The 23,827-nt window shown below is 39.8% G+C and carries 25 protein-coding genes; 24 read left to right on the forward strand and 1 reads right to left on the reverse strand.

What is annotated here, in order from left to right; all coding sequences use genetic code 11:
* Nucleotides 1-12 precede the first annotated feature (12 nt).
* The 8 genes from rplK to WKU26_RS03590 all read left to right on the forward strand — a co-directional run bounded on the left by rplK (nt 13) and on the right by WKU26_RS03590 (nt 13,841).
* On the forward strand, nt 13-456 hold the full coding sequence (gene rplK / locus WKU26_RS03555; protein ID WP_178265699.1) for a 50S ribosomal protein L11: 444 nt from the start codon (nt 13-15) through the stop codon (nt 454-456).
* A 16-nt stretch (nt 457-472) separates the two neighbouring features.
* On the forward strand, nt 473-1,171 hold the full coding sequence (rplA, locus tag WKU26_RS03560) for a 50S ribosomal protein L1 (protein WP_178265700.1): 699 nt from the start codon (nt 473-475) through the stop codon (nt 1,169-1,171).
* A gap of 16 nt (nt 1,172-1,187) precedes the next feature.
* On the forward strand, nt 1,188-1,703 hold the full coding sequence (rplJ, locus tag WKU26_RS03565) for a 50S ribosomal protein L10 (RefSeq protein WP_178265701.1): 516 nt from the start codon (nt 1,188-1,190) through the stop codon (nt 1,701-1,703).
* A gap of 73 nt (nt 1,704-1,776) precedes the next feature.
* Nucleotides 1,777-2,154: a 50S ribosomal protein L7/L12 gene (gene rplL, locus WKU26_RS03570; RefSeq protein WP_178266925.1), complete on the forward strand. Its 378-nt coding sequence runs from the start codon at nt 1,777-1,779 to the stop codon at nt 2,152-2,154.
* 171 nt (nt 2,155-2,325) lie between these two features.
* The gene (gene rpoB, locus WKU26_RS03575; RefSeq protein ID WP_340320936.1) at nt 2,326-6,138 is read left to right on the forward strand and encodes a DNA-directed RNA polymerase subunit beta; all 3,813 of its coding nucleotides are present in this window, start codon (nt 2,326-2,328) and stop codon (nt 6,136-6,138) included.
* Nucleotides 6,139-6,256: 118 nt separating this feature from the next.
* The gene (gene rpoC / locus WKU26_RS03580; RefSeq protein ID WP_340320937.1) at nt 6,257-10,543 is read left to right on the forward strand and encodes a DNA-directed RNA polymerase subunit beta'; all 4,287 of its coding nucleotides are present in this window, start codon (nt 6,257-6,259) and stop codon (nt 10,541-10,543) included.
* 534 nt (nt 10,544-11,077) lie between these two features.
* Nucleotides 11,078-13,417: a glycoside hydrolase family 3 N-terminal domain-containing protein gene (locus WKU26_RS03585; protein WP_340320938.1), complete on the forward strand. Its 2,340-nt coding sequence runs from the start codon at nt 11,078-11,080 to the stop codon at nt 13,415-13,417.
* Between the two features lie 196 nt (nt 13,418-13,613).
* Nucleotides 13,614-13,841 (forward strand): hypothetical protein, encoded by a 228-nt coding sequence (locus tag WKU26_RS03590; RefSeq protein ID WP_340320939.1) that lies wholly within the window; start codon nt 13,614-13,616, stop codon nt 13,839-13,841.
* 93 nt (nt 13,842-13,934) lie between these two features.
* On the opposite strand, the gene WKU26_RS03595 is transcribed toward WKU26_RS03590, so the two are convergent.
* Nucleotides 13,935-14,075, reverse strand: a complete 141-nt coding sequence (locus tag WKU26_RS03595; RefSeq protein WP_178266920.1) for a hypothetical protein — start codon at nt 14,073-14,075, stop codon at nt 13,935-13,937.
* A 336-nt stretch (nt 14,076-14,411) separates the two neighbouring features.
* Between WKU26_RS03595 and WKU26_RS03600 the strand changes: the two genes are divergently transcribed.
* The 16 genes from WKU26_RS03600 to rplN all read left to right on the forward strand — a co-directional run bounded on the left by WKU26_RS03600 (nt 14,412) and on the right by rplN (nt 23,824).
* Nucleotides 14,412-14,741, forward strand: a complete 330-nt coding sequence (locus WKU26_RS03600; RefSeq protein ID WP_269877411.1) for a DUF3467 domain-containing protein — start codon at nt 14,412-14,414, stop codon at nt 14,739-14,741.
* Between the two features lie 321 nt (nt 14,742-15,062).
* A complete protein-coding gene (gene rpsL / locus WKU26_RS03605) occupies nt 15,063-15,467 on the forward strand; it encodes a 30S ribosomal protein S12 (RefSeq protein WP_154043500.1) in 405 nt (134 codons plus the stop codon).
* Between the two features lie 139 nt (nt 15,468-15,606).
* On the forward strand, nt 15,607-16,083 hold the full coding sequence (rpsG, locus tag WKU26_RS03610) for a 30S ribosomal protein S7 (protein ID WP_269877410.1): 477 nt from the start codon (nt 15,607-15,609) through the stop codon (nt 16,081-16,083).
* 37 nt (nt 16,084-16,120) lie between these two features.
* Nucleotides 16,121-18,238, forward strand: a complete 2,118-nt coding sequence (gene fusA / locus WKU26_RS03615; RefSeq protein WP_340320940.1) for an elongation factor G — start codon at nt 16,121-16,123, stop codon at nt 18,236-18,238.
* A gap of 108 nt (nt 18,239-18,346) precedes the next feature.
* The gene (gene rpsJ / locus WKU26_RS03620) at nt 18,347-18,652 is read left to right on the forward strand and encodes a 30S ribosomal protein S10 (protein ID WP_002558075.1); all 306 of its coding nucleotides are present in this window, start codon (nt 18,347-18,349) and stop codon (nt 18,650-18,652) included.
* 20 nt (nt 18,653-18,672) lie between these two features.
* A complete protein-coding gene (gene rplC, locus WKU26_RS03625) occupies nt 18,673-19,290 on the forward strand; it encodes a 50S ribosomal protein L3 (RefSeq protein WP_178266916.1) in 618 nt (205 codons plus the stop codon).
* The gene (gene rplD / locus WKU26_RS03630) at nt 19,290-19,919 is read left to right on the forward strand and encodes a 50S ribosomal protein L4 (RefSeq protein WP_178266915.1); all 630 of its coding nucleotides are present in this window, start codon (nt 19,290-19,292) and stop codon (nt 19,917-19,919) included. The genes rplC and rplD overlap by 1 nt, the downstream gene beginning before the upstream one ends.
* A 20-nt stretch (nt 19,920-19,939) precedes the next feature.
* On the forward strand, nt 19,940-20,230 hold the full coding sequence (rplW, locus tag WKU26_RS03635; RefSeq protein WP_007567348.1) for a 50S ribosomal protein L23: 291 nt from the start codon (nt 19,940-19,942) through the stop codon (nt 20,228-20,230).
* A gap of 7 nt (nt 20,231-20,237) precedes the next feature.
* The gene (gene rplB, locus WKU26_RS03640) at nt 20,238-21,059 is read left to right on the forward strand and encodes a 50S ribosomal protein L2 (RefSeq protein ID WP_072529631.1); all 822 of its coding nucleotides are present in this window, start codon (nt 20,238-20,240) and stop codon (nt 21,057-21,059) included.
* Nucleotides 21,060-21,083: 24 nt separating this feature from the next.
* Nucleotides 21,084-21,353 carry a 30S ribosomal protein S19 gene (rpsS, locus tag WKU26_RS03645; protein ID WP_007559385.1) on the forward strand — a complete coding sequence of 90 codons (270 nt, stop codon included), beginning with the start codon at nt 21,084-21,086 and terminating at the stop codon, nt 21,351-21,353.
* Nucleotides 21,354-21,388: 35 nt separating this feature from the next.
* Nucleotides 21,389-21,796: a 50S ribosomal protein L22 gene (rplV, locus tag WKU26_RS03650; protein ID WP_007559383.1), complete on the forward strand. Its 408-nt coding sequence runs from the start codon at nt 21,389-21,391 to the stop codon at nt 21,794-21,796.
* Between the two features lie 6 nt (nt 21,797-21,802).
* Nucleotides 21,803-22,534 (forward strand): 30S ribosomal protein S3, encoded by a 732-nt coding sequence (gene rpsC, locus WKU26_RS03655; protein ID WP_178266914.1) that lies wholly within the window; start codon nt 21,803-21,805, stop codon nt 22,532-22,534.
* A gap of 21 nt (nt 22,535-22,555) precedes the next feature.
* The gene (rplP, locus tag WKU26_RS03660) at nt 22,556-22,987 is read left to right on the forward strand and encodes a 50S ribosomal protein L16 (RefSeq protein WP_177592001.1); all 432 of its coding nucleotides are present in this window, start codon (nt 22,556-22,558) and stop codon (nt 22,985-22,987) included.
* A gap of 5 nt (nt 22,988-22,992) precedes the next feature.
* Entirely contained in the window at nt 22,993-23,187 is a 195-nt protein-coding gene (rpmC, locus tag WKU26_RS03665) for a 50S ribosomal protein L29 (RefSeq protein WP_007559379.1), read from the forward strand.
* Between the two features lie 11 nt (nt 23,188-23,198).
* A complete protein-coding gene (rpsQ, locus tag WKU26_RS03670; protein ID WP_178266913.1) occupies nt 23,199-23,456 on the forward strand; it encodes a 30S ribosomal protein S17 in 258 nt (85 codons plus the stop codon).
* 2 nt (nt 23,457-23,458) lie between these two features.
* Nucleotides 23,459-23,824 carry a 50S ribosomal protein L14 gene (gene rplN / locus WKU26_RS03675; RefSeq protein WP_007559377.1) on the forward strand — a complete coding sequence of 122 codons (366 nt, stop codon included), beginning with the start codon at nt 23,459-23,461 and terminating at the stop codon, nt 23,822-23,824.
* Nucleotides 23,825-23,827: the final 3 nt, after the last annotated feature.

Consider the following 23,827-nt stretch of genomic DNA (forward strand, 5'->3'; position numbering starts at 1 on the left):
AATTTTAAGAAAATGGCTAAAGAAGTTGCTGGACTAATCAAATTACAGATTAAAGGAGGCGCTGCAAATCCATCACCTCCCGTTGGACCTGCTTTGGGTTCTAAGGGTATTAACATCATGGAGTTTTGCAAGCAATTCAACGCCAGAACCCAGGACAAGGCAGGTAAAGTATTGCCTGTTATCATTACCTACTACACAGACAAGTCTTTTGATTTTGTAATCAAAACTCCTCCTGTAGCTATTCAGTTGCTCGAGGCTGCTAAGATTAAGAGTGGTTCTGCTGAACCTAATCGTAAGAAAGTTGCTGAACTTACTTGGGATCAGATTCGTACTATCGCTCAGGATAAGTTGGTTGACTTGAACTGCTTTACTATCGAAGCTGCTATGACAATGGTAGCTGGAACAGCTAGAAGTATGGGTATCGCTGTAAAAGGTGACTTCCCGGGTAATAACTAATTAACTTCAATTAATAATGGGTAAACTGACAAAAAATCAAAAGTTGGCTGCAGAAAAAATTGAAGCAGGGAAAGCATACTCACTGAAAGAAGCTGCTCAGCTTGTAAAAGATATTACTTTTACTAAGTTTGATGCTTCATTAGATATTGACGTACGTTTAGGTGTAGACCCTCGTAAGGCTAACCAGATGGTAAGAGGTGTTGTTTCTCTTCCTCATGGTACAGGTAAGCAGGTAAGAGTGCTTGTTCTGTGTACACCGGATGCTGAAGCTGCTGCAAAAGAAGCTGGCGCTGACTATGTTGGTCTTGATGAATATATTGAAAAGATCAAAGGTGGATGGACTGATATTGATGTAATCATCACTATGCCGTCTATCATGGGTAAGATCGGTGCTCTGGGTCGTGTACTCGGTCCTCGTGGATTGATGCCGAATCCTAAGAGTGGCACTGTAACTATGGATGTAGCTAAGGCTGTTAAGGAAGTTAAGCAAGGTAAGATTGACTTTAAAGTTGATAAGAGCGGTATCGTTCATACTTCAATTGGTAAGGTTTCTTTCACTGCTGACCAGATCCGTGAAAATGCGAAAGAATTTATCGCTACTATCATTAAACTGAAACCAACTACAGCTAAGGGTACTTATATTAAGAGTATTTATCTTTCAAGTACTATGAGTAAGGGTATTAAGATTGACCCTAAAACAGTAGAAGAAATCTAATTATTAAGGAGGAATCATGAGAAAGGAAGATAAAGGCGTAATTATAAGTCAATTGGCTGATACTATTAAGCAATACGGACATTTCTACTTGATTGACACTACTGCAATGGATGCAGCTAAAACTAGTGAATTGAGAAGAAAATGTTTTAAGGCTGGTATTAAGCTGGTAGTTGTGAAGAACTCTTTGCTTCACAAGGCTCTGATGGGCATGGATGTTGACTATTCTCCATTGTTTGATTCTTTGAAAGGTACAACTTCAGTAATGTTCTGCGAAACTGCGAACGCTCCTGCTAAGTTGTTGAAAGAATACAAAGATGGTGTTCCTGCATTGAAGGCTGCTTATGCAGAAGAAGGATTCTATGTAGGTGCTGATCAACTCGAAGCTCTCGCAACAATTAAGAGTAAGAACGAAGTTATTGCAGATATCGTGGCATTGCTGCAGTCTCCTGCGAAGAACGTTATCTCAGCTCTTCAATCAGGTGGAAATACTATTCATGGTGTGCTTAAAACTTTGGGCGAACGCGCTGAATAATTTTACACTGATTACAAAGAATAATAAAAAACTTTACATTCAATTAGTAACAAACAATTAAAATCATACAAAAATGGCAGATTTGAAAGCTTTTGCAGAACAATTAGTTAACTTGACAGTAAAAGAAGTTAATGAACTTGCAACTATCCTTAAAGAAGAATACGGTATTGAACCTGCTGCTGCAGCTGTAGCTGTTGCTGCTGGTCCTGCTGCAGGTGCTGCAGCTGCTGCTGAAGAAAAAACTTCATTCGATGTAGTTTTGAAGAGCGCAGGTGCTGCTAAATTGCAGGTTGTTAAAGCCGTTAAAGAAGCTTGTGGTCTTGGCTTGAAAGAAGCAAAAGACATGGTTGACGGTGCTCCTAGCGTAGTTAAAGAAGGTTTGGCTAAAGACGAAGCTGAATCTTTGAAGAAAGTTTTGGAAGAAGCTGGAGCTGAAGTTGAGCTTAAATAAGATTATCCTGTAAATCAGGTAGTTCGGTTAAGAATCCTCTTTAGAGGGGATTCTTAACCTTTTTGCGTCTATATTAAGTTGACAGGGTTATACAGATTAAATTGACTGATTTCTTCTCTTATATGTCGTCAATTCTGTGTTTTTCCCTATAACAATAAAAACTCTATACAGATGTCTTCAAACATTAACAATCAACGAATTAACTTTGCTTCTATTAAAAATCCGATGCAGTATCCGGATTTCTTGGAAGTTCAATTGAAGTCGTTTCAAGACTTCTTACAGTTAGATACGCCGCCCGAAAAACGTAAGAATGACGGTTTGTATAAAGTATTTGCAGAGAATTTCCCTATTGCAGATACGCGTAATAACTTTGTGCTCGAGTTCCTTGACTACTATATTGATCCGCCTCACTATTCTATTGACGATTGTCTGGAACGTGGGTTGACTTATAGTGTTCCCTTGAAAGCTAAATTGAAGCTTTATTGTACAGACCCCGATCATGAAGATTTCGATACAGTCATTCAAGATGTGTATTTGGGTCCTATTCCTTATATGACTCCAAAAGGAACTTTTGTTATTAATGGTGCAGAGCGTGTTGTTGTTTCTCAGTTGCATCGTTCTCCGGGTGTATTCTTTGGACAGAGTATCCACTCAAATGGAACAAAATTGTATTCAGCACGTATTATTCCATTCAAAGGTTCTTGGATTGAGTTTGCTACAGACATCAATAATGTAATGTATGCATACATTGATCGTAAGAAGAAATTACCTGTTACGACTTTGTTGAGAGCTGTTGGTTTTGAAAATGATAAAGATATTCTTGAAATTTTCAATCTTGCAGAAGATGTCAAAGTAAATAAGGCAAATCTGAAAAAAGTCGTTGGACGTAAGTTGGCTGCTCGTGTATTGAAAACATGGACAGAAGACTTCGTAGATGAAGACACTGGTGAAGTTGTATCTATCGAACGTAATGAGGTTATTATTGATCGTGAAACAGTTATTGAAGCTGAACATATTGATTTGATAATTGAATCGGGAGTACAGAATATCCTTGTTCATAATGAAGATGCAAATTCTTCTGATTATTCTATTATATTCAACACATTGCAGAAAGACCCAAGTAACTCGGAAAAAGAAGCAGTGTTGTATATTTACCGTCAGTTGCGTAATGCTGATCCTGCGGATGATGCAAGTGCGCGTGAGGTAATTAACAACTTGTTCTTCTCTGAAAAGCGTTATGACTTGGGAGAGGTAGGCCGTTACCGTATCAATAAAAAATTGAATTTGGATACGGATATGGATGTCAAGGTGTTGACAAAACAAGATATTATTGAAATCATTAAATATCTGATAGAGTTGATTAACTCAAAAGCAGATGTTGATGATATCGACCACTTGAGTAACCGCCGTGTACGTACTGTAGGTGAACAGCTTTCTAATCAGTTTGCTATTGGTTTGGCCCGCATGTCTCGTACTATTCGTGAACGTATGAATGTTCGCGATAATGAAGTATTTACTCCGATTGATCTGATTAATGCAAAAACAATTTCTTCTGTAATCAACTCGTTCTTCGGAACAAATGCATTGTCTCAGTTCATGGACCAGACAAACCCGTTGGCAGAAATTACTCATAAGCGTCGTTTGTCTGCATTGGGTCCTGGTGGTTTGTCAAGAGATCGTGCCGGATTTGAGGTTCGAGACGTTCACTATACTCATTACGGTCGTTTGTGTCCGATTGAAACTCCTGAAGGTCCGAATATCGGTTTGATTTCGTCTTTGTGTGTATATGCGAAGATTAATGATCTAGGATTTATTGTAACTCCTTATCGTAAGGTAAACAATGCTGTGGTAGATCTTTCTCCAGAAGGTATAGAATACTTATCTGCTGAAGAAGAAGAAGACAAGATTATTGCACAGGGTAATGCGCCATTGAATGACGATGGTACATTTATTCGTGACAAAGTTAAAGCTCGTCGTGATGCTGATTATCCTGTTGTAACTCCGGATCAGGTTGAACTGATGGACGTTGCTCCTCAGCAGATTGCTTCAATTGCTGCTTCTTTGATTCCTTTCTTGGAACACGATGACGCGAACCGTGCGTTGATGGGATCTAACATGATGCGTCAGGCTGTTCCTTTGTTGAGAACTGAAGCTCCAATTGTAGGTACTGGAATCGAAAAACAATTGTGTGAGGATTCACGTACACAGATTGCTGCAGAAGGTGATGGTGTAATTGAGTTCGTAGATGCTACAACTATCCGTATTCTGTATGATCGTACAGAAGACGAAGAGTTTGTAAGTTTCGAACCTGCATTGAAGGAATATCGTATTCCGAAATTCCGTAAAACTAACCAGAGCATGACAATTGACCTTCGTCCGACTTGTAGTAAAGGTCAAAGAGTAAAGAAGGGTGATATCTTGACAGAAGGATACTCTACTGCAAATGGAGAGTTGGCTTTAGGTAAGAACCTTTTGGTTGCTTATATGCCTTGGAAGGGGTATAACTATGAGGATGCTATCGTGTTGAACGAACGTGTGGTTCGTGAAGATATCCTTACTTCTGTACACGTAGATGAGTATATCTTGGAAGTTCGTGAAACTAAACGTGGAATGGAAGAACTTACTTCAGATATTCCGAATGTTAGTGAAGAAGCAACCAAAGACTTGGATGAAAATGGTATCGTACGTATTGGTGCTCGTATTGAACCGGGAGACATCTTGATTGGTAAGATTACTCCAAAGGGAGAATCAGACCCTTCTCCAGAAGAGAAATTGCTTCGTGCTATCTTTGGTGATAAAGCAGGTGATGTGAAAGATGCTTCTTTGAAAGCTTCTCCTTCTTTGCGTGGTGTTGTAATTGATAAGAAGTTGTATTCACGCGTTATTAAAACTCGTAGTGAAAAGAATGCAGATAAGGCTATTTTGCCGAAATTGAATGAAGAATTCGAAGAAAAGGCTGCTGCTCTTAAGGAAATATTGGTAAACAAGCTGCTTGTTTTGACTGCTGATAAGGTGTCTCAAGGAGTAAAAGACTATTTGGGAACAGAAGTTATCGCAAAGGGAGCGAAGTTTACAAAACGCGATCTCGAATCTTTGGATTATACAATTATTCAATTGAGTAAATGGACTGCTGATGCTCATAAGAATGATTTGATTCGTGATTTGATTGTAAATTATTTGAAGAAATACAAAGAACTGGATGCAGAACTGAAACGTAAGAAATTCGCAATTACTATCGGTGATGAGCTTCCTTCTGGTATTATTCAGATGGCTAAAGTTTATATTGCTAAGAAACGTAAGATTGGTGTTGGTGATAAAATGGCGGGTCGTCACGGTAATAAGGGTATTGTTTCTCGTGTGGTACGTCAGGAAGATATGCCGTTCTTAGCAGATGGTACTCCTGTTGATATCGTTTTGAATCCGTTGGGTGTGCCTTCTCGTATGAATATTGGTCAGATATTTGAAGCTGTATTGGGACGTGCCGGAAAAGAATTGGGCGTGAAGTTTGCTACTCCTATTTTTGATGGTGCTACATTGGACGACTTGGATCAGTGGACTGATAAAGCTGGTTTGCCACGCTATTGTAAGACATATTTGTATGATGGTGGTACAGGTGAACAGTTCGACCAGCCAGCTACCGTAGGTGTCACTTATATGTTGAAACTGGGACACATGGTTGAAGATAAGATGCATGCACGTTCTATCGGTCCGTACTCTTTGATTACTCAGCAGCCGCTTGGTGGTAAAGCACAGTTTGGTGGTCAGCGTTTTGGAGAAATGGAGGTTTGGGCTATTGAAGCATTTGGTGCTGCCCATGTACTTCAGGAAATCTTGACTATTAAGTCTGATGATGTTGTAGGACGCTCTAAAGCTTATGAAGCTATTGTGAAGGGTGAGCCGATGCCAACTCCGGGTATTCCTGAATCTCTGAACGTGTTATTGCATGAGTTGAGAGGTCTTTGCTTAAGCATTACGCTGGAATAAATTTTTTAATGAAGAATGAAGAATTAAGAAGAAGGTGGAATTAATCATTATTATTCTTAACTCTTCATTCCTTGAAAATTCTTCATTCTTAATTCTTTATTTATATAAAATATAAAGTATGGCTTTTAGAAAAGATACTAAGATAAAGAGTAATTTTTCAAAGATTACAATCGGACTGGCCTCTCCTGAAGAGATTCTGGAGAATTCTTATGGTGAAGTATTGAAACCGGAAACGATCAACTACCGTACTTATAAACCGGAAAGAGATGGTCTGTTCTGTGAACGTATCTTTGGTCCGGTGAAAGACTACGAATGCCATTGCGGTAAATATAAACGTATTCGTTATAAAGGTATTGTTTGTGACCGTTGTGGTGTAGAGGTTACAGAAAAGAAAGTTCGTCGTGAACGTAGTGGACATATCCAATTGGTAGTGCCTGTAGCACACATTTGGTATTTCCGTTCTTTGCCTAATAAAATTGGTTATTTGTTGGGATTACCGACAAAAAAACTTGATGCTATCATTTATTATGAACGTTATGTGGTAATTCAGCCGGGTATTAAGGCTGAGGATGGCATTAATCAATATGACTTGTTGTCTGAAGAAGAATATCTGGATATCATGGATACTCTTCCGAAAGAAAATCAATATTTGGAAGATAGCGATCCAAATAAGTTTATTGCCAAAATGGGTGCAGAAGCAATCTATGATTTGCTGACTCGTTTGGATTTGGATGCTCTTTCTTATGAATTGCGTCATAAAGCAAATAATGATTCTTCACAGCAGCGTAAAAATGAAGCTTTGAAACGCTTGCAGGTAGTGGAATCATTCCGTGCTTCTCGTGGACGTAACAAACCGGAATGGATGATTGTACGTATTGTACCGGTTATTCCTCCTGAATTACGTCCGTTGGTACCGCTGGATGGTGGTCGTTTCGCAACTTCTGACTTGAACGACTTGTACCGCCGTGTTATCATCCGTAACAACCGTTTGAAACGATTGATTGAAATTAAGGCTCCTGAAGTAATCTTGCGTAATGAAAAACGTATGTTGCAGGAAGCTGTGGATTCATTGTTCGATAACTCTCGTAAATCAAGTGCTGTAAAAACAGATGCAAACCGTCCGTTGAAATCTCTTTCTGATAGTTTGAAAGGTAAACAAGGACGTTTCCGTCAGAACTTGTTGGGTAAGCGTGTTGACTATTCTGCACGTTCGGTTATCGTCGTTGGTCCAGAATTGAAGATGGGTGAGTGCGGTATTCCTAAATTGATGGCTGCAGAATTGTACAAACCGTTTATCATTCGTAAATTGATTGAGCGTGGTATTGTAAAAACTGTGAAGTCTGCGAAAAAGATTGTAGACCGTAAGGAACCGGTTATTTGGGACATCCTTGAACATGTGATGAAGGGTCATCCGGTATTGTTGAACCGTGCTCCGACTCTGCACCGTTTGGGTATCCAGGCATTCCAGCCTAAGATGATTGAAGGTAAAGCTATTCAGTTGCATCCATTGGCATGTACTGCGTTCAATGCCGACTTCGATGGTGACCAGATGGCTGTACACTTGCCATTGAGCAATGAAGCTGTTTTGGAAGCTCAGATGTTGATGCTTCAGTCGCATAACATTTTGAACCCTGCGAATGGTGCACCTATTACTGTGCCTGCTCAGGATATGGTACTTGGTTTGTACTATATTACCAAGTTACGTAAAGGCGCTAAAGGTGAAGGCTTGATTTTCTATGGACCAGAAGAAGCTTTGATTGCTTACAATGAGGGTAAAGTAGATATTCATGCAATTATCAGCGTGGTAACAAATGATCTGGATGAAAATGGTAACATCGTGAAGAAGATGATTAAAGAAACATCTGTAGGACGTGTTATTGTAAACGAACTTGTTCCAGACGAATGCGGTTACTTGAATACAATCATTTCTAAGAAATCTTTGCGTGATATTATTAGTGATGTAATCAAGGCGGTAGGTGTTGCACGTGCTTGTGAATTCTTGGATGGTATTAAGAACTTGGGTTATAAGATGGCATTTGAAGGTGGTCTGTCATTCAACTTAGGTGATATTATCATACCGAAAGAAAAAGAAGAACTGGTAAAACGTGGTAATGAAGAAATCGAACAGATCATGATGAACTATAACATGGGTTTCATTACCGACAACGAACGTTATAACCAGGTTATCGATACTTGGACACACGTAAACAGCGACTTGTCTGACATTCTATATAAGACAATTAAGAATGACGATCAGGGATTCAACTCTGTATTTATGATGTTGGACTCTGGAGCCCGTGGTTCTAAAGAACAGATCCGTCAGTTGTCTGGTATGCGTGGTTTGATGGCGAAGCCTCAGAAAGCCGGTGCAGAAGGAGCACAGATTATTGAGAATCCGATCCTTTCTAACTTTAAGGAAGGTTTGTCAGTGTTGGAGTACTTTATTTCTACTCACGGTGCTCGTAAAGGTCTTGCCGATACAGCGTTGAAGACTGCCGATGCCGGATACTTGACTCGTCGTTTGGTCGATGTTTCTCATGATGTAATTATCAATGAAGAAGACTGTGGTACATTGCGTGGTTTGGTTTGTACAGCATTGAAGAATAATGATGAAGTTATTGCCACTCTGTATGAACGTATTTTGGGCCGTGTGTCTGTACACGATATAATTCATCCTACAACAGGTAAGTTGATTGTATCTGCAGGTGAAGAAATCACTGAAGCTATTGCAGAAGAAATTGAGAAATCACCTATTGAAAGTGTAGAAATCCGTTCTGTATTGACTTGTGAATCTAAGAAAGGTGTATGCGCAAAATGTTACGGACGTAACCTTGCAACCAGCCGTATGGTTCAGAAGGGTGAAGCTGTCGGTGTAATTGCTGCACAGTCAATTGGTGAACCGGGTACACAGTTGACTCTGCGTACATTCCACGCCGGAGGTATCGCTGGTAACATGGCTGCTAATGCAAGTATTGTTGCTAAAAATGATGCTCGTCTGGAATTTGAAGAACTTCGTACTGTAGATGCTGTAGAAGAAACAGGAGAACCAGTTAAAATTGTTGTAGGTCGTTTGGCCGAACTCCGCTTTGTGGATGTAAATACTGGTATTATCTTGTCTACTCACAACGTTCCTTACGGTTCTAAATTGTATGCTTCTGATGGCGATGTAGTAGAGAAAGGTAAACTTATTGCTAAGTGGGACCCGTTCAACGCGGTAATCGTTACTGAAGCTGCTGGTAAGATTGATTTTGAATCTGTAATTGAAAACGTAACTTACAAAGTAGAATCTGATGAAGCTACTGGTTTGCGTGAAATCATTATTACAGAGTCTAAAGATAAGACTAAGATTCCTTCATTGCATATCTTGGATGAAAACGGTGGAATCTTGCGTACATACAACTTGCCGGTAGGTGGTCACGTTGTAGTAGAAAACAACCAGATGGTGAAAGCTGGTGATATCTTGGTTAAGATACCTCGTGCCGTAGGTAAGGCTGGTGATATCACCGGTGGTTTGCCTCGTGTAACAGAGCTGTTCGAAGCTCGTAACCCGTCTAACCCTGCTGTCGTTTCAGAAATTGACGGTGAGGTTACAATGGGTAAGATTAAACGTGGTAACCGCGAAATCATCGTTACTTCGAAGACTGGTGATGTGAAGAAGTATCTGGTAGCTTTGTCTAAGCAGATCCTTGTACAGGAAAACGACTATGTGCGTGCCGGAACTCCGTTGTCGGATGGAGCAATTACTCCTGCTGACATCTTGGCAATTAAAGGTCCTACTGCAGTTCAGGAATACATTGTAAACGAAATTCAGGATGTATACCGTTTGCAGGGTGTGAAGATCAATGACAAGCACTTCGAAATCATCGTACGTCAGATGATGCGTAAAGTACAGATTGACGAACCGGGAGATACTCGCTTCTTGGAACAACAGGTAGTAGACCGTTTGGAATTTAATGAAGAAAACGATCGTATCTGGGGTAAGAAGGTAGTTGTAGATGCTGGAGATTCTCAAAACTTACAGCCGGGTCAGATTGTGACAGCACGTAAGTTGCGTGATGAAAACAGTGTCTTGAAACGCCGCGATATGAAGTTGGTAGAAGTACGTGATGCTGTTCCTGCTACTTCAACTCAGATCTTGCAAGGTATTACCCGTGCTGCATTGCAGACTTCAAGCTTTATGTCAGCTGCATCATTCCAGGAAACTACGAAAGTCTTGAATGAAGCTGCTATCAACGGTAAGGTAGACCGTCTGGAAGGTATGAAGGAAAATGTGATCTGTGGTCACTTGATTCCTGCCGGAACCGGACAGCGTGAGTTTGAAAAGATTGTAGTAGGTTCGAAAGAAGAATACGACAGAATCTTGGCAAATCGCAAGAATGTACTTGATTATAGTGAAGTAGAATAATCTTTTCTATAAAGGCTCATCCTGAATACTATTATAGTTATAGGATAAAATAAAATTGTTAGTTAAGAGCTGTGTCAGTTTTCTGACACAGCTCTTTTTGTATAAAGGCTTCTTGTTTGTTTTACAATAACTATTGACTGAAATTTGTTTCTTTAAGCTGGAAAATTGTAAGAACAAAAGGTTGATAACTATAGGGTTGTATACTTAAACTATCTCCTTTTTGAGACGAGGACTAGTTCAAAGTAAAATATACAATAACCTTATATTCAGTATGATAGCTTTATATTTAAAAAGTTACAATAAAAGATTGTATGGCATTTTGTAATAAGATTCTTTTATTAAATTTGTGCTAGTTAAGGCGGTCATTTTATCAATTTAAGTAGAAGAACATAATATTATACTTTATATTATATTTTGCTTTTGAAGAAAATTTAGTGCCTTGACAATAGTGTTACCTTCAATAGAAACAGGTTAAGTTATGGTTTTGAAAGTATATCGAAGCATTGACTTTCCCTTAAACTAAAAATAAATACAATGAAAACAAAATTTTTAGCTATCATGCTATGTGCATGCGGTATCACCGCTACAGCCCAACAGCCTATTTATAAGCAGGCCTCTGCTTCGGTGGAAGACCGTATAGAAGACTTGTTGGATAGAATGACTCTTGAAGAGAAAGTCGGTCAAATCTGTTGTCCCTTAGGTTGGGAAATGTATACTAAGGTAAGTTCAGATAGTGTAACTATCTCTGAATTGTTTAAAAAGCAGATGAGTGCAGCTCCTTTGGGTTCGTATTGGGCTGTACTTAGAGCCGATCCGTGGACTCAGAAAACATTGGAAACCGGACTTAATCCGGAGTTGTCTGCAAAAGCTTTGAATGCCTTGCAAAAATATGCAGTAGAAAACACACGTTTAGGTATACCTATTCTGTTTGCGGAAGAATGCCCGCATGGACATATGGCTATTGGGACAACTGTATTTCCTACTTCCATCTCTCAGGCTTCCACATGGAATAGAGATTTGATTTATCAAATGGGAAAGGTCATTGGTCTGGAAGCACGTTCTCAGGGTGCAAACATTGGCTATGGTCCCGTATTGGACATCTCCCGTGAGCCCAGATGGTCGCGTGTAGAAGAAACTTTCGGTGAGGATCCTTATCTGACAGGATGTTTGGGTACAGCTTTTGTGCAGGGTATGCAGGGAGATGACATCAAAGATGGAGCCCATGTTTATTCTACCTTGAAGCATTTGGCAGCCTATGGCGTTCCAAGAGGAGGACACAACGGAAATCCAGCTGACATAGGAATGAGAGCTTTGCTTAATGAGTATCTACCAGGTTTCCGTCAGGCTGTAGAAGAAGGGAAAGCTGCAACTGTGATGACTTCTTATAATTCTATTGACGGTATTCCATGTACCAGCAATTCTTTTCTTATTGATTCGTTATTACGTAAGCAATGGGGATTCGAAGGTTTTGTTTATTCGGATTTGGCCAGTATTGATGGAGTGGCAGAAACCCACCATGTAGCTGTTGATTTGCAGGATGCAGCCGTTCAGTCTGTAAAGGCAGGAACAGATATGGATTTGGGAGCTAAGTCGTACAGCACTTTGGTAAAAGCTGTAAAAGACGGTAAGATAGAAGAAGAATATATCGATCGGGCAGTAGCCAATGTATTGCGATTGAAATTTCAGATGGGATTGTTTGAAAATCCTTATGTCTCACCCGAGCGTGCCAGACAAGTAGTGAACTGTGACGAACATAAACAGCTTGCCCGTCAGGTGGCAAAAGAAGGTACCGTATTGTTAAAGAATAACGGTCTGCTGCCACTTAAGAAAAATTTGAAGAAAGTTGCAGTGATTGGTCCTAATGCAGATGTCATGTATAATTATCTGGGCGATTATACTGCACCTCAAGAGCGTGAAAAAATAGTAACTCTATTGGATGGTATCAAGAATAAACTGCCTAAGGCCAAAGTAGAATATGTAAAAGGCTGTGCTATTCGGGATACAACACAAAGTAACATTCAGGCTGCGGTAGAAGCAGCCCGTAAGTCGGATGTAGTTATTTTGGCTGTAGGTGGTTCGAGTGCCCGTGATTTTAAGACCAAGTATATTCATACCGGTGCAGCTACAGTAGCAAAAGATAGTGGTATTTTGCCCGATATGGAATGCGGAGAAGGCTTCGACCGTGCTACACTCAACCTGTTGGGCGATCAGGAAAAACTGATAAAAGCAATAGCGCAAACAGGCAAACCTCTTGTTATTGTATATATAGCTGGTCGTCCGTTGAATATGAATTTGGCAGAAAACGTATCAGATGCGTTGCTCATGGCTTGGTATCCTGGAGAGCAGGGTGGAAATGGTATAGCTGATGTCTTGTTTGGAGATTATAATCCAAGCGGAAGAATGCCTGTTTCCGTGCCACGTAATGAAGGTCAGATACCGGTTCATTATTCTCAGGGTGTTCAGCGCGACTATATGGATTCTCCCGGAACACCGCTGTTTGCTTTTGGATATGGATTAAGTTATACTAAATTTGAGTATAGTGGCATGAAATTATCGGCAGGAGATGGTGGCGATGTGGTACAATATATTACCTGTACGGTAACGAACACCGGAAAATACGATGGAGAAGAAGTTGTACAGTTGTATGTAAATGATGAGGTAGGCTCTATTGTAGTTCCAGCTTTACAGCTCAAAGGTTTTAAGAAAATCTTCCTTAAAAAGGGAGAAAGCAAAGAGGTAACCTTTGCTTTAACCCGAAAAGACTTATCTTTTTATAATAAAGATTTAATTTTCACTGCAGAGCCCGGTAAGTATAATGTAATGATTGGAGGAGCTTCTGATAATTTACCTTTGAAGGCTAGCTTTAATCTTTGATGAATCGTTTTTTTAGGAGGTTATAAATCCTTATTTCATAAATAGCCACAGCTACCTAAGCATTAGGGTGCTGTGGCTTTTATATTTCTTCAATCAAAAATTTTTAAAGTAACGTGCGTTCGATATAAGATAAAAAGCAAGTCGCCCGTCATTGATAAATTTATATCAATGGTGACTTCTTTTTCAAAAAGGTAATATGTCATACAAAATACAGGAAAAGCTACTTTCTGCCTTTGGAAAAGTACTTCTTGTGTTTGGGGAAGAGGAGAGTGCTTCATCCGACGTCGTTGGCTGTACAGACAACGACGCTGAATTTATGGCCGGCGACGTTGGTTTTAAAGCCGGCGACGTTGAATATGAGATTTTATTGAATTATCAAGGGCCAATGACAATAGATTTTGTTGGAAGAAGGAAGAATGAATGATAACTTAGAATAGGATAAAATAAAAACTGCCTCAAAATGCTGGATGCAGTTTTGAGACAGTTAGTTGTTGTATAGTGATGTTTAGTCTTGGTGTTATACTGTAGCTGCTCTTTGCTTAGTTATAAGTTTATGCAGTTTGCTTTGCAGTGTCTGACACATAGCTCCGTTTCCCATTGTCTGGTAACGCTTGATTTGATACTGTAACATGGTAATTACATCTTCGTTTGTTTTCATAATTTTCATCTTTTTGCGCCTTCCGCCTTTCGGAAAGCAATTAAACTTTTTCTCTTTCTTTATTCTGTATATAAAACAAAGAAAAGTATGGTATTGTTCTCGAAAGTTGAATATTTTTTCAATAAATAATCGGGAAGTACGTAGTGCCTGTTCGTAAATTATGAAAAAAAACGGATAATAAAATAAAAAAAGAAATGAAAAATGCCATTAGAATGGCTTCGGAAGGCTTTGAAGAAAGAAAATGACGAATAATTTTAATTTTTATTAGGTAAGTTCAACTTTTTCCTTACTTTTGCCATCACAATAAAAAACAACTAAATTTAAATCAATTTAATCATGGAAAACGAAAACAAAAATAATCAGCTTCAGATTGAGCTGAAAGAAGAAGTTGCTCAAGGCACTTATGCAAATCTTGCTATAATTACTCATTCTACTTCTGAATTTGTTGTGGATTTTGTCCGTATCATGCCGGGATTGCCGAAGGCTGGAGTTCAGTCTCGTATTGTGATGACTCCCGAACATGCAAAACGCTTGATGTATGCATTGCAGGACAATGTAGCTAAATTTGAAAAAGAATTTGGTCCTATCCGTATGCCGGAAGAACAACAGCAGGCAGGTAGTAAAACTTTTGTTCCGCCATTGAGCGATTTTAAAGGCGAAGCATAATTTGTATTGACTTTGTTAAAAACAGACAAAAAATAATCGCAGTTCTGAATTATGATCAGTACTGCGATATTTTTTTTCTTGTCCGGAAAGGTTGAAAATGGCTTTTACGATACACAATCAGGGGCTTTGTAATAAATTTGTTCTGTTTAATCTCCCGATTTTTCTTTCTCCCTAAGAAAAAAGAAGTTAAATAACTTTTTTCTCTTAAATCTGTTTGTATATTAAAAAGTTATTTGTAATTTTGCAGCCCGAAATGTATAGTTTCGAATAGGATTAGATAATACAAATAAACAATATAATAATAATTAAAAATCAAACAAAATGCCTACTATTCAACAATTAGTAAGAAAAGGAAGAACGGTTTTGGTTGAGAAGAGTAAGTCTCCGGCGCTGGATTCATGTCCTCAGAGACGTGGTGTTTGCGTACGTGTGTATACTACAACTCCGAAAAAACCGAACTCTGCAATGCGTAAAGTTGCTCGTGTGCGTCTGACAAACTCTAAGGAAGTGAACTCTTACATTCCGGGAGAAGGACACAACTTGCAGGAACACTCAATCGTATTGGTTCGTGGTGGTCGTGTGAAAGACCTTCCGGGTGTACGTTATCACATTGTTCGTGGTACATTGGATACAGCTGGTGTAGCTGGACGTACTCAGAGACGTTCTAAATATGGTGCTAAACGTCCGAAACCAGGACAGGCTCCGGCAGCAAAAGGTAAGAAATAATTTGTTGCAATAAGTAAAAAGACTTTTTATTAATTCGTTTTGGTTTGTTGGAAAAGCTTTAAGGTTGAGTAAATGCTTCAGAGGAAGCGTTGAAGAAAACAGAGATGCAGCCCCAAACTAAACATTATTATCAAACAAAATGAGAAAAGCAAAACCAAAAAAACGTGTGATCCTTCCGGATCCAGTATTTAACGATCAGAAGGTTTCTAAATTCGTAAACCATCTGATGTATGATGGAAAGAAGAATACTTCTTACGAAATCTTCTACAATGCTCTGGAAACAGTTGGTACAAAACTTCCTAACGAAGAAACTTCTGCTTTGGAAGTATGGAAAAAAGCATTGGAAAATGTAACTCCTCAGTTGGAAGTAAAATCTCGCCGTATCGGTGGTGCTACATTCCAGGTTCCTACTGAAATTCGTCCTGACCGTAAAGAGTCAATCTCTATGAAGAATCTGATTGCCTTCGCTCGCAAACGCGGTGGTAAAACTATGGCTGACAAGTTGGCTGCTGAAATCTTGGATGCTTACAACGAACAGGGTGGTGCTTTCAAACGTAAAGAAGATATGCACCGTATGGCTGAAGCTAACCGTGCTTTCGCTCACTTCAGATTCTAATCAAGTCAAGTATTAATTTTAAATTAAGGAAGATAAAATGGCTAAAAATGATTTGCATTTGACCCGTAACATCGGTATCATGGCGCACATCGATGCTGGTAAAACAACTACTTCTGAACGTATCTTGTTTTACACTGGTCTGACTCACAAAATTGGTGAAGTTCACGATGGTGCTGCAACTATGGACTGGATGGAGCAGGAGCAGGAACGTGGTATTACTATTACATCTGCTGCTACTACTACTTTCTGGAATTATGCAGGTAATAAATATAAAATCAACTTGATTGACACTCCGGGACACGTTGACTTTACTGCTGAGGTGGAACGCTCTTTACGTGTGTTGGATGGTGCCGTTGCGGCTTACTGTGCGGTAGGTGGTGTTGAACCTCAGTCGGAAACAGTATGGCGTCAGGCTGACAAATATAATGTACCTCGTATTGGTTATGTAAACAAAATGGACCGTTCTGGTGCTGACTTCTTCGAAGTAGTTCGCCAGATGAAGGATGTTTTGGGTGCTAATCCATGTCCGGTGGTAATTCCTATTGGTGCAGAAGAAACTTTCAAGGGTGTTGTTGACTTGATCAAGATGAAAGCTATCTTGTGGCACGATGAAACAATGGGTGCTGACTATGATGTAGAAGAAATCCCTGCAAACTTGGTTGACGAAGCTCAGGAATGGCGTGATAAGATGCTGGAAAAAGTAGCTGAGTTCGACGAAGCTTTGATGGAAAAATACTTTGACGATCCTTCTACTATTACAGAGGAAGAAATCTTGCGTGCACTGCGTGCAGGTACTTTGAAGATGGATATCGTTCCTATGTTCTGTGGTTCTTCTTTCAAGAACAAGGGTGTTCAGACATTGCTTGACTATGTTTGTGCTTTCTTGCCTTCTCCGATGGATACTCCGAATATTGTCGGTACAAATCCTGCCACTGGTGCCGAAGAAGATCGTAAGCCTTCTGAAGATGAAAAAACTTCAGCATTGGCATTTAAGATCGCTACAGACCCATACGTAGGACGTTTGACTTTCTTCCGTGTTTATTCTGGTAAGGTAGAAGCTGGTTCTTATATCTTTAATGCTCGCTCTGGTAAGAAAGAACGTGTTTCTCGTTTGTTCCAGATGCACTCAAACAAACAGAATCCGGTAGAAGTAATCGGTGCTGGTGATATTGGTGCTGGTGTAGGTTTCAAAGATATCCGTACTGGTGATACTTTGTGTGATGAAACAGCTCCGATCGTATTGGAATCTATGGAATTCCCGGAACCGGTTATTGGTATCGCTGTAGAGCCTAAGACTCAGAAAGACTTGGATAAATTGTCTAACGGTTTGGCTAAATTGGCTGAAGAAGACCCGACATTTACTGTACGTACAGACGAACAGAGTGGTCAGACGATTATCTCTGGTATGGGTGAGCTTCACTTGGATATCATTATCGACCGTTTGAAACGTGAGTTCAAGGTAGAATGTAACCAGGGTCGTCCTCAGGTTAACTACAAGGAGGCTATTACTAAGACTGTAGAATTGCGTGAAGTTTATAAGAAACAGTCTGGTGGTCGTGGTAAGTTTGCTGATATCATCGTTACTGTTGGTCCGGTTGATGAAGACTTCAAACAGGGTGGCTTGCAGTTTATCGACGAAGTGAAGGGTGGTAACGTTCCTAAGGAATTCATCCCTTCTGTACAGAAAGGTTTCCAGACTGCAATGAAGAATGGTATCTTGGCTGGCTTCCCGCTCGATTCTCTGAAGGTTGTCTTGAAAGATGGTTCATTCCACCCGGTAGACTCTGACCAGTTGTCATTCGAAATCTGTGCAATCCAGGCTTACAAAAATGCTTGTGCTAAAGCAGCTCCTGTATTGATGGAACCGATCATGAAACTGGAAGTAGTAACTCCGGAAGAAAACATGGGTGATGTAATCGGTGACTTGAACAAACGCCGTGGTCAGGTAGAAGGTATGGAAACAAGCCGTTCTGGTGCACGTATCGTTAAAGCAATGGTGCCACTGTCTGAAATGTTCGGTTATGTAACTGCTTTGCGTACTATTACTTCTGGTCGTGCAACTTCTTCTATGACATACGATCACCACGCACAGGTATCTAGCTCAATCGCTAAGACTGTGTTGGAAGAAGTGAAGGGTCGCGTAGACTTGGTATAATACAATTAGTCGTAAATAAAATAGCTTGAAGCCGATGAGGGCTAGCGAATGACTCTTAGCCCTCATGCTTCATCTTATTCATTAAACATTATAATTTAAATTAAACAAATGAGTCAGAAAATCAGAATTAAACTGAAATCTTACGATCACAACTTGGTTGACAAGTCTGCAGAGAAGATTGTAAGAACTGTGAAGGCTACAGGTGCTATCGTTAGCGGTCCTATTCCATTGCCAACTCACAAACGTATCTTTACTGTAAACCGTTCGACTTTCGTAAACAAGAAGTCACGTGAACAGTTTGAATTGTCTTCTTATAAGAGACTGATCGACATCTACAGCTCAACTGCAAAAACAGTAGACGCTTTGATGAAATTGGAATTACCGAGTGGGGTAGAAGTAGAAATTAAAGTTTAATCAATTAAAAATTAACTGAAATGCCAGGATTATTAGGAAAGAAAATCGGAATGACATCCGTTTTCAGTGCTGATGGTAAGAATGTACCATGCACTGTTATCGAAGCTGGTCCTTGTGTAGTTACTCAGATTAAGAGTGTAGAAAAAGATGGCTATGCAGCTGTTCAGGTAGGTTTCCAGGACAAAAAGGAAAAACATACTACTAAACCGTTGATGGGTCACTTTAAAAAAGCTGGGGTAACTCCAAAGAGACACTTGGCCGAGTTCAAAGATTTCTCAGAAGAATTGAATTTAGGTGATACTATCACTGTAGAATTGTTTAACGATACTAACTATGTAGACGTAATCGGTACTTCTAAGGGTAAAGGTTTCCAGGGTGTTGTTAAACGTCATGGTTTTGGTGGTGTAGGTCAGACTACTCACGGTCAGCACAACCGTGCTCGTAAGCCGGGTTCTATCGGTGCTTGTTCTTACCCTGCAAAAGTATTCAAAGGAATGCGCATGGGTGGTCAAATGGGTGGTGACAGAGTAACTACTCACAACTTACAGGTATTAAAAGTGATTCCTGAACACAACTTGCTTTTGATTAAGGGTTCTGTTCCAGGTTGCAAAGGTTCAATCGTAATAATTGAGAAATAATGGAAGTTAACGTATTAAATATTAAGGGTGAAGATACCGGAAGAAAGGTTGCTTTGAATGAAGCTATCTTCGGAATCACTCCGAATGATCACGCTATCTATCTTGACGTAAAACAGTACATGGCTAATCAGCGCCAGGGAACTCACAAGTCTAAAGAAAGAAGCGAAATCAGTGGTTCTACTCGTAAATTAGGCCGTCAGAAAGGTGGTGGTGGTGCACGTCGTGGTGACATCAACTCTCCGCTGTTGGTAGGTGGTGCTCGTGTGTTTGGTCCTAAACCACGTGACTATTGGTTCAAATTGAACAAGAAAGTTAAGGCTTTGGCACGTAAATCTGCTTTGGCTTATAAAGCACAGGCTAACAACATTATCGTAGTAGAAGACTTCACTTTTGAAGCTCCTAAAACTAAAGAATTTGTAAATGTTGTGAATAATCTTAAAGTAGCTGGTAAAAAGCTGCTTATGGTTTTGCCGGAAGCAAATAAAAACGTATATTTGTCTGCTCGTAACTTAGAGCGTACAAATCTTGCAATTGCTTCTGCGCTGAATACTTACTCTGTATTGAACGCAGAAACTCTTGTTGTTACAGAAAGCGCATTGAAAGCTATCGAGGAAACCTTAGTTAAATAATTAAAGGAGGCTGAAGTAATATGGGAATGATTATTAAACCGTTGGTTACAGAAAAGATGACGGCAATATCTGAAAAGTTCAACCGCTTTGGATTTATTGTTCGTCCTGAAGCTAACAAGTTAGAAATTAAGAGTGAAATCGAAGCTTTGTATAACGTGACTGTTGTTGACGTAAATACTATCCGTTATGCCGGAAAGAACAAGAGCCGTTATACTAAATCAGGTCTTATCAATGGACGTACAAATGCTTATAAGAAAGCAATCGTTACATTGAAAGAAGGTGATACTATTGATTTTTATAGCAATATTTAAATAAAAGATGGCAGTACGTAAATTTAAGCCCACAACACCGGGGCAGAGACACAAAATTATTGGTACTTTTGAAGAGATTACTGCATCGGTACCAGAAAAATCTCTTGTATATGGAAAGCGTTCTACTGGTGGTCGTAACCACGTAGGTAAAATGACAATGCGCTATATTGGCGGCGGTCATAAGAGAAAATTCCGTATTATCGATTTCAAGAGAAATAAAGACGGTGTTCCAGCAGTTGTAAAAACAATCGAATACGATCCAAACCGTTCGGCACGTATCGCTCTGTTGTTCTACGCTGATGGTGAAAAGAGATATATTATTGCTCCTAATGGACTGCAAGTTGGTAGCACTCTGATGTCTGGAGCGAATGCGGCGCCTGAGATTGGTAACGCACTTCCGCTTGAAAACATCCCAGTGGGTACTGTAATTCACAACATCGAATTGCGCCCGGGTCAAGGTGCTGCTTTGGTAAGATCGGCTGGTAACTTTGCTCAGTTGACTTCTCGCGAAGGTAAATACTGTGTTATCAAATTGCCTTCAGGTGAAGTAAGACAGATCTTAAGTGCTTGTAAAGCTACAATTGGTAGTGTTGGTAATTCAGACCATGCTTTGGAAGCTTCTGGTAAAGCAGGACGTTCTCGTTGGTTAGGCCGTCGTCCTCACAACCGTGGTGTTGTTATGAACCCTGTTGATCACCCGATGGGTGGTGGTGAAGGACGTCAGTCAGGAGGTCACCCGAGATCACGTACAGGCTTGTATGCTAAGGGCTTGAAGACAAGAGCACCTAAGAAACAGTCTTCTAAGTATATTATTGAAAGAAGAAAATAATAACAACTGATTAATTGAGTATTTATGAGTCGTTCATTAAAAAAAGGTCCATATATTAATGTAAAACTGGAAAATAAAGTGCTTGCTATGAATGAAAGCGGCAAAAAATCAGTTGTTAAGACATGGGCTAGAGCTTCAATGATTTCGCCTGATTTTGTTGGGCATACAATTGCAGTTCATAACGGAAACAAATTTATTCCTGTTTACGTTACAGAAAACATGGTTGGTCATAAGTTGGGTGAATTTGCTCCAACTCGTACTTTCCGTGGACATGCTGGTAACAAGAAAAAATAACAGGACACTTATTTGAAATAATAAAGTAATAAATAATGGGAGCAAGAAAAAAAATATCGGCTGAAAAAAGAAAAGAAGCCCTTAAAACCATGTATTTTGCAAAATTGCAAAATGTGCCTACTTCTCCACGTAAGATGCGTCTTGTTGCAGATATGATTCGTGGCATGGAGGTAAATAGAGCACTTGGTGTATTGAAGTTTTCTTCTAAGGAAGCTTCTGCAAGAGTGGAAAAACTGTTGCGCTCTGCTATTGCTAACTGGGAACAGAAAAACGAACGCAAAGCTGAAGATGGCGAACTTTTTGTAACAAAGATTTATGTTGACGGAGGTGCAACTCTGAAAAGAATGAGACCAGCTCCACAGGGTAGAGGTTACAGAATTCGCAAACGTTCAAATCACGTGACTTTGTTCGTTGATTCTAAGAATACTAATGATAAAAATTAAGACTAGATGGGACAGAAAGTTAATCCGATAAGCAACCGTTTAGGAATTATCAGAGGATGGGATTCTAATTGGTACGGTGGCAAGAACTATGGTGACGCTTTGTTGGAAGACAGCAAAATTCGTAAATATCTGAATGCCAGACTTGCAAAAGCCAGCGTTTCAAGAATCGTTATTGAACGTACTCTGAAATTGGTGACAATTACTGTATGTACTGCTCGTCCGGGTATTATCATTGGTAAAGGTGGTCAGGAAGTTGATAAGTTGAAAGAGGAGTTGAAGAAGATCACTGATAAGGATATCCAGATTAATATTTTCGAAGTGAAGAGACCTGAACTCGACGCTGTGATTGTTGCTAATAATATCGCTCGCCAGGTTGAAGGCAAAATCGCTTACCGTCGCGCTATCAAGATGGCTATTGCTAACACAATGCGCATGGGAGCTGAAGGTATCAAAGTGTTGATCTCTGGACGTTTGAATGGCGCTGAAATGGCTCGTTCTGAAATGTACAAAGAAGGTCGTACTCCGCTGCATACATTCCGTGCTGATATCGACTATTGTCACGCAGAAGCTTTGACAAAAGTTGGTTTGCTGGGTATTAAGGTATGGATTTGCCGTGGTGAAGTTTATGGAAAACGTGAGTTGGCTCCTAACTTTACTCAGAGCAAAGAAAACAACCGTGGTGGAAACAGTAACAATGGTGGAAAGAATTTCCGCAGAAAGAAAAACAACAATCGCTAACGAATTTGAATTTTAGGAATTATGTTACAACCGAAAAAGACAAAATTCAGAAGACAGCAGAAGGGTAGTGCAAAAGGTAATGCCCAGAGAGGTCATCAGCTGGCTTTTGGTTCATTTGGTATCAAGTCATTGCAGACAAGATGGATCACTGGACGTCAGATTGAAGCTGCTCGTATTGCTGTAACAAGATATATGCAGCGTCAGGGTCAGATTTGGATCCGCATTTTCCCGGATAAACCTATTACTCGTAAGCCTGCCGATGTACGTATGGGTAAAGGTAAAGGTTCTCCGGAAGGTTTCGTAGCTCCTGTAACTCCGGGTCGTATTTTGATCGAAGTTGAAGGTGTATCTTTCGAAGTAGCAAAAGAAGCTCTGCGTCTTGCAGCACAGAAACTTCCTGTTACTACTAAGTTTATTGTTAGACGTGATTACGACGCAAGTCAAAATGCTTAATGGATATGAAGATTGCAGAAATTAGAGAAATAGCTACCAACGAATTGGCAGAAAGAATTCAGACTGAAGTTGCCAATTACAATCAAATGGTTTTGAATCATTCGATCTCTCCGCTGGAAAATCCTGCACAGATTAAGAAGTTACGCAGAACTATTGCGCGTATGAAAGCAGAATTGCGTCAGAGAGAACTTAACAAATAATAATGGTCCTCATGGAAGCTAGAAATTTAAGAAAAGAAAGAACTGGTGTTGTGATTAGCAATAAAATGGATAAGACCATTACTGTTGCTGCTAAGTTTAAGGAAAAACACCCTATTTATGGTAAGTTCGTTTCTAAAACGAAAAAGTACCATGCTCATGACGAAAAGAACGAATGCCAGATGGGCGATACTGTTCGTATCATGGAAACTCGTCCTTTGAGCAAAACTAAGAGATGGAGATTGATTGAAATTATCGAAAGAGCTAAGTAATTATGATACAAGCAGAATCCAGACTTACAGTATGTGACAACAGTGGTGCTAAAGAAGCTCTTTGTATCCGCGTTTTAGGCGGTACAAAGAGACGTTATGCCTCTGTTGGGGATGTTATTGTAGTTTCAATAAAGAGTGTTATCCCCTCAAGTGATATTAAAAAAGGTGCAGTATCTAAGGCCTTGATCGTACGTACAAAGAAAGAAATTCGTCGTGCTGACGGTTCTTATATTCGTTTTGATGACAATGCTTGCGTTTTGTTGAACAACGCAGGTGAAATTAGAGGAAGTCGTATCTTTGGCCCTGTAGCGAGAGAATTGCGTAACGCAAATATGAAAGTGGTTTCACTTGCACCTGAAGTACTTTAATTT

The sequence above is a fragment of the Phocaeicola sp. HCN-40430 genome, from assembly GCF_037890285.1.
GTDB classification, from domain to species: Bacteria; Bacteroidota; Bacteroidia; order Bacteroidales; family Bacteroidaceae; genus Phocaeicola; species Phocaeicola acetigenes.

Excerpts from the sequence above, each read along its gene's own strand:
- rplL (WP_178266925.1), top strand. The coding sequence starts at position 1,777 with ATGGCAGATTTGAAAGCTTTTGCAGAACAATTAGTTAACTTGACAGTA.
- rpsQ (WP_178266913.1), top strand. The coding sequence starts at position 23,199 with ATGGAAGCTAGAAATTTAAGAAAAGAAAGAACTGGTGTTGTGATTAGC.
- WKU26_RS03585 (WP_340320938.1), top strand. The coding sequence starts at position 11,078 with ATGAAAACAAAATTTTTAGCTATCATGCTATGTGCATGCGGTATCACC.
- rplA (WP_178265700.1), top strand. The coding sequence starts at position 473 with ATGGGTAAACTGACAAAAAATCAAAAGTTGGCTGCAGAAAAAATTGAA.
- rplB (WP_072529631.1), top strand. The coding sequence starts at position 20,238 with ATGGCAGTACGTAAATTTAAGCCCACAACACCGGGGCAGAGACACAAA.
- rplC (WP_178266916.1), top strand. The coding sequence starts at position 18,673 with ATGCCAGGATTATTAGGAAAGAAAATCGGAATGACATCCGTTTTCAGT.
- WKU26_RS03595 (WP_178266920.1), bottom strand. The coding sequence starts at position 14,075 with ATGAAAACAAACGAAGATGTAATTACCATGTTACAGTATCAAATCAAG.
- rplJ (WP_178265701.1), top strand. The coding sequence starts at position 1,188 with ATGAGAAAGGAAGATAAAGGCGTAATTATAAGTCAATTGGCTGATACT.
- rpoC (WP_340320937.1), top strand. The coding sequence starts at position 6,257 with ATGGCTTTTAGAAAAGATACTAAGATAAAGAGTAATTTTTCAAAGATT.
- rpoB (WP_340320936.1), top strand. The coding sequence starts at position 2,326 with ATGTCTTCAAACATTAACAATCAACGAATTAACTTTGCTTCTATTAAA.
- rplV (WP_007559383.1), top strand. The coding sequence starts at position 21,389 with ATGGGAGCAAGAAAAAAAATATCGGCTGAAAAAAGAAAAGAAGCCCTT.
- rpsS (WP_007559385.1), top strand. The coding sequence starts at position 21,084 with ATGAGTCGTTCATTAAAAAAAGGTCCATATATTAATGTAAAACTGGAA.
- WKU26_RS03600 (WP_269877411.1), top strand. The coding sequence starts at position 14,412 with ATGGAAAACGAAAACAAAAATAATCAGCTTCAGATTGAGCTGAAAGAA.
- rplW (WP_007567348.1), top strand. The coding sequence starts at position 19,940 with ATGGGAATGATTATTAAACCGTTGGTTACAGAAAAGATGACGGCAATA.
- rpsL (WP_154043500.1), top strand. The coding sequence starts at position 15,063 with ATGCCTACTATTCAACAATTAGTAAGAAAAGGAAGAACGGTTTTGGTT.
- WKU26_RS03590 (WP_340320939.1), top strand. The coding sequence starts at position 13,614 with ATGTCATACAAAATACAGGAAAAGCTACTTTCTGCCTTTGGAAAAGTA.
- rpsC (WP_178266914.1), top strand. The coding sequence starts at position 21,803 with ATGGGACAGAAAGTTAATCCGATAAGCAACCGTTTAGGAATTATCAGA.
- rpsJ (WP_002558075.1), top strand. The coding sequence starts at position 18,347 with ATGAGTCAGAAAATCAGAATTAAACTGAAATCTTACGATCACAACTTG.
- rpmC (WP_007559379.1), top strand. The coding sequence starts at position 22,993 with ATGAAGATTGCAGAAATTAGAGAAATAGCTACCAACGAATTGGCAGAA.
- rpsG (WP_269877410.1), top strand. The coding sequence starts at position 15,607 with ATGAGAAAAGCAAAACCAAAAAAACGTGTGATCCTTCCGGATCCAGTA.
- rplD (WP_178266915.1), top strand. The coding sequence starts at position 19,290 with ATGGAAGTTAACGTATTAAATATTAAGGGTGAAGATACCGGAAGAAAG.
- rplP (WP_177592001.1), top strand. The coding sequence starts at position 22,556 with ATGTTACAACCGAAAAAGACAAAATTCAGAAGACAGCAGAAGGGTAGT.
- rplN (WP_007559377.1), top strand. The coding sequence starts at position 23,459 with ATGATACAAGCAGAATCCAGACTTACAGTATGTGACAACAGTGGTGCT.
- fusA (WP_340320940.1), top strand. The coding sequence starts at position 16,121 with ATGGCTAAAAATGATTTGCATTTGACCCGTAACATCGGTATCATGGCG.
- rplK (WP_178265699.1), top strand. The coding sequence starts at position 13 with ATGGCTAAAGAAGTTGCTGGACTAATCAAATTACAGATTAAAGGAGGC.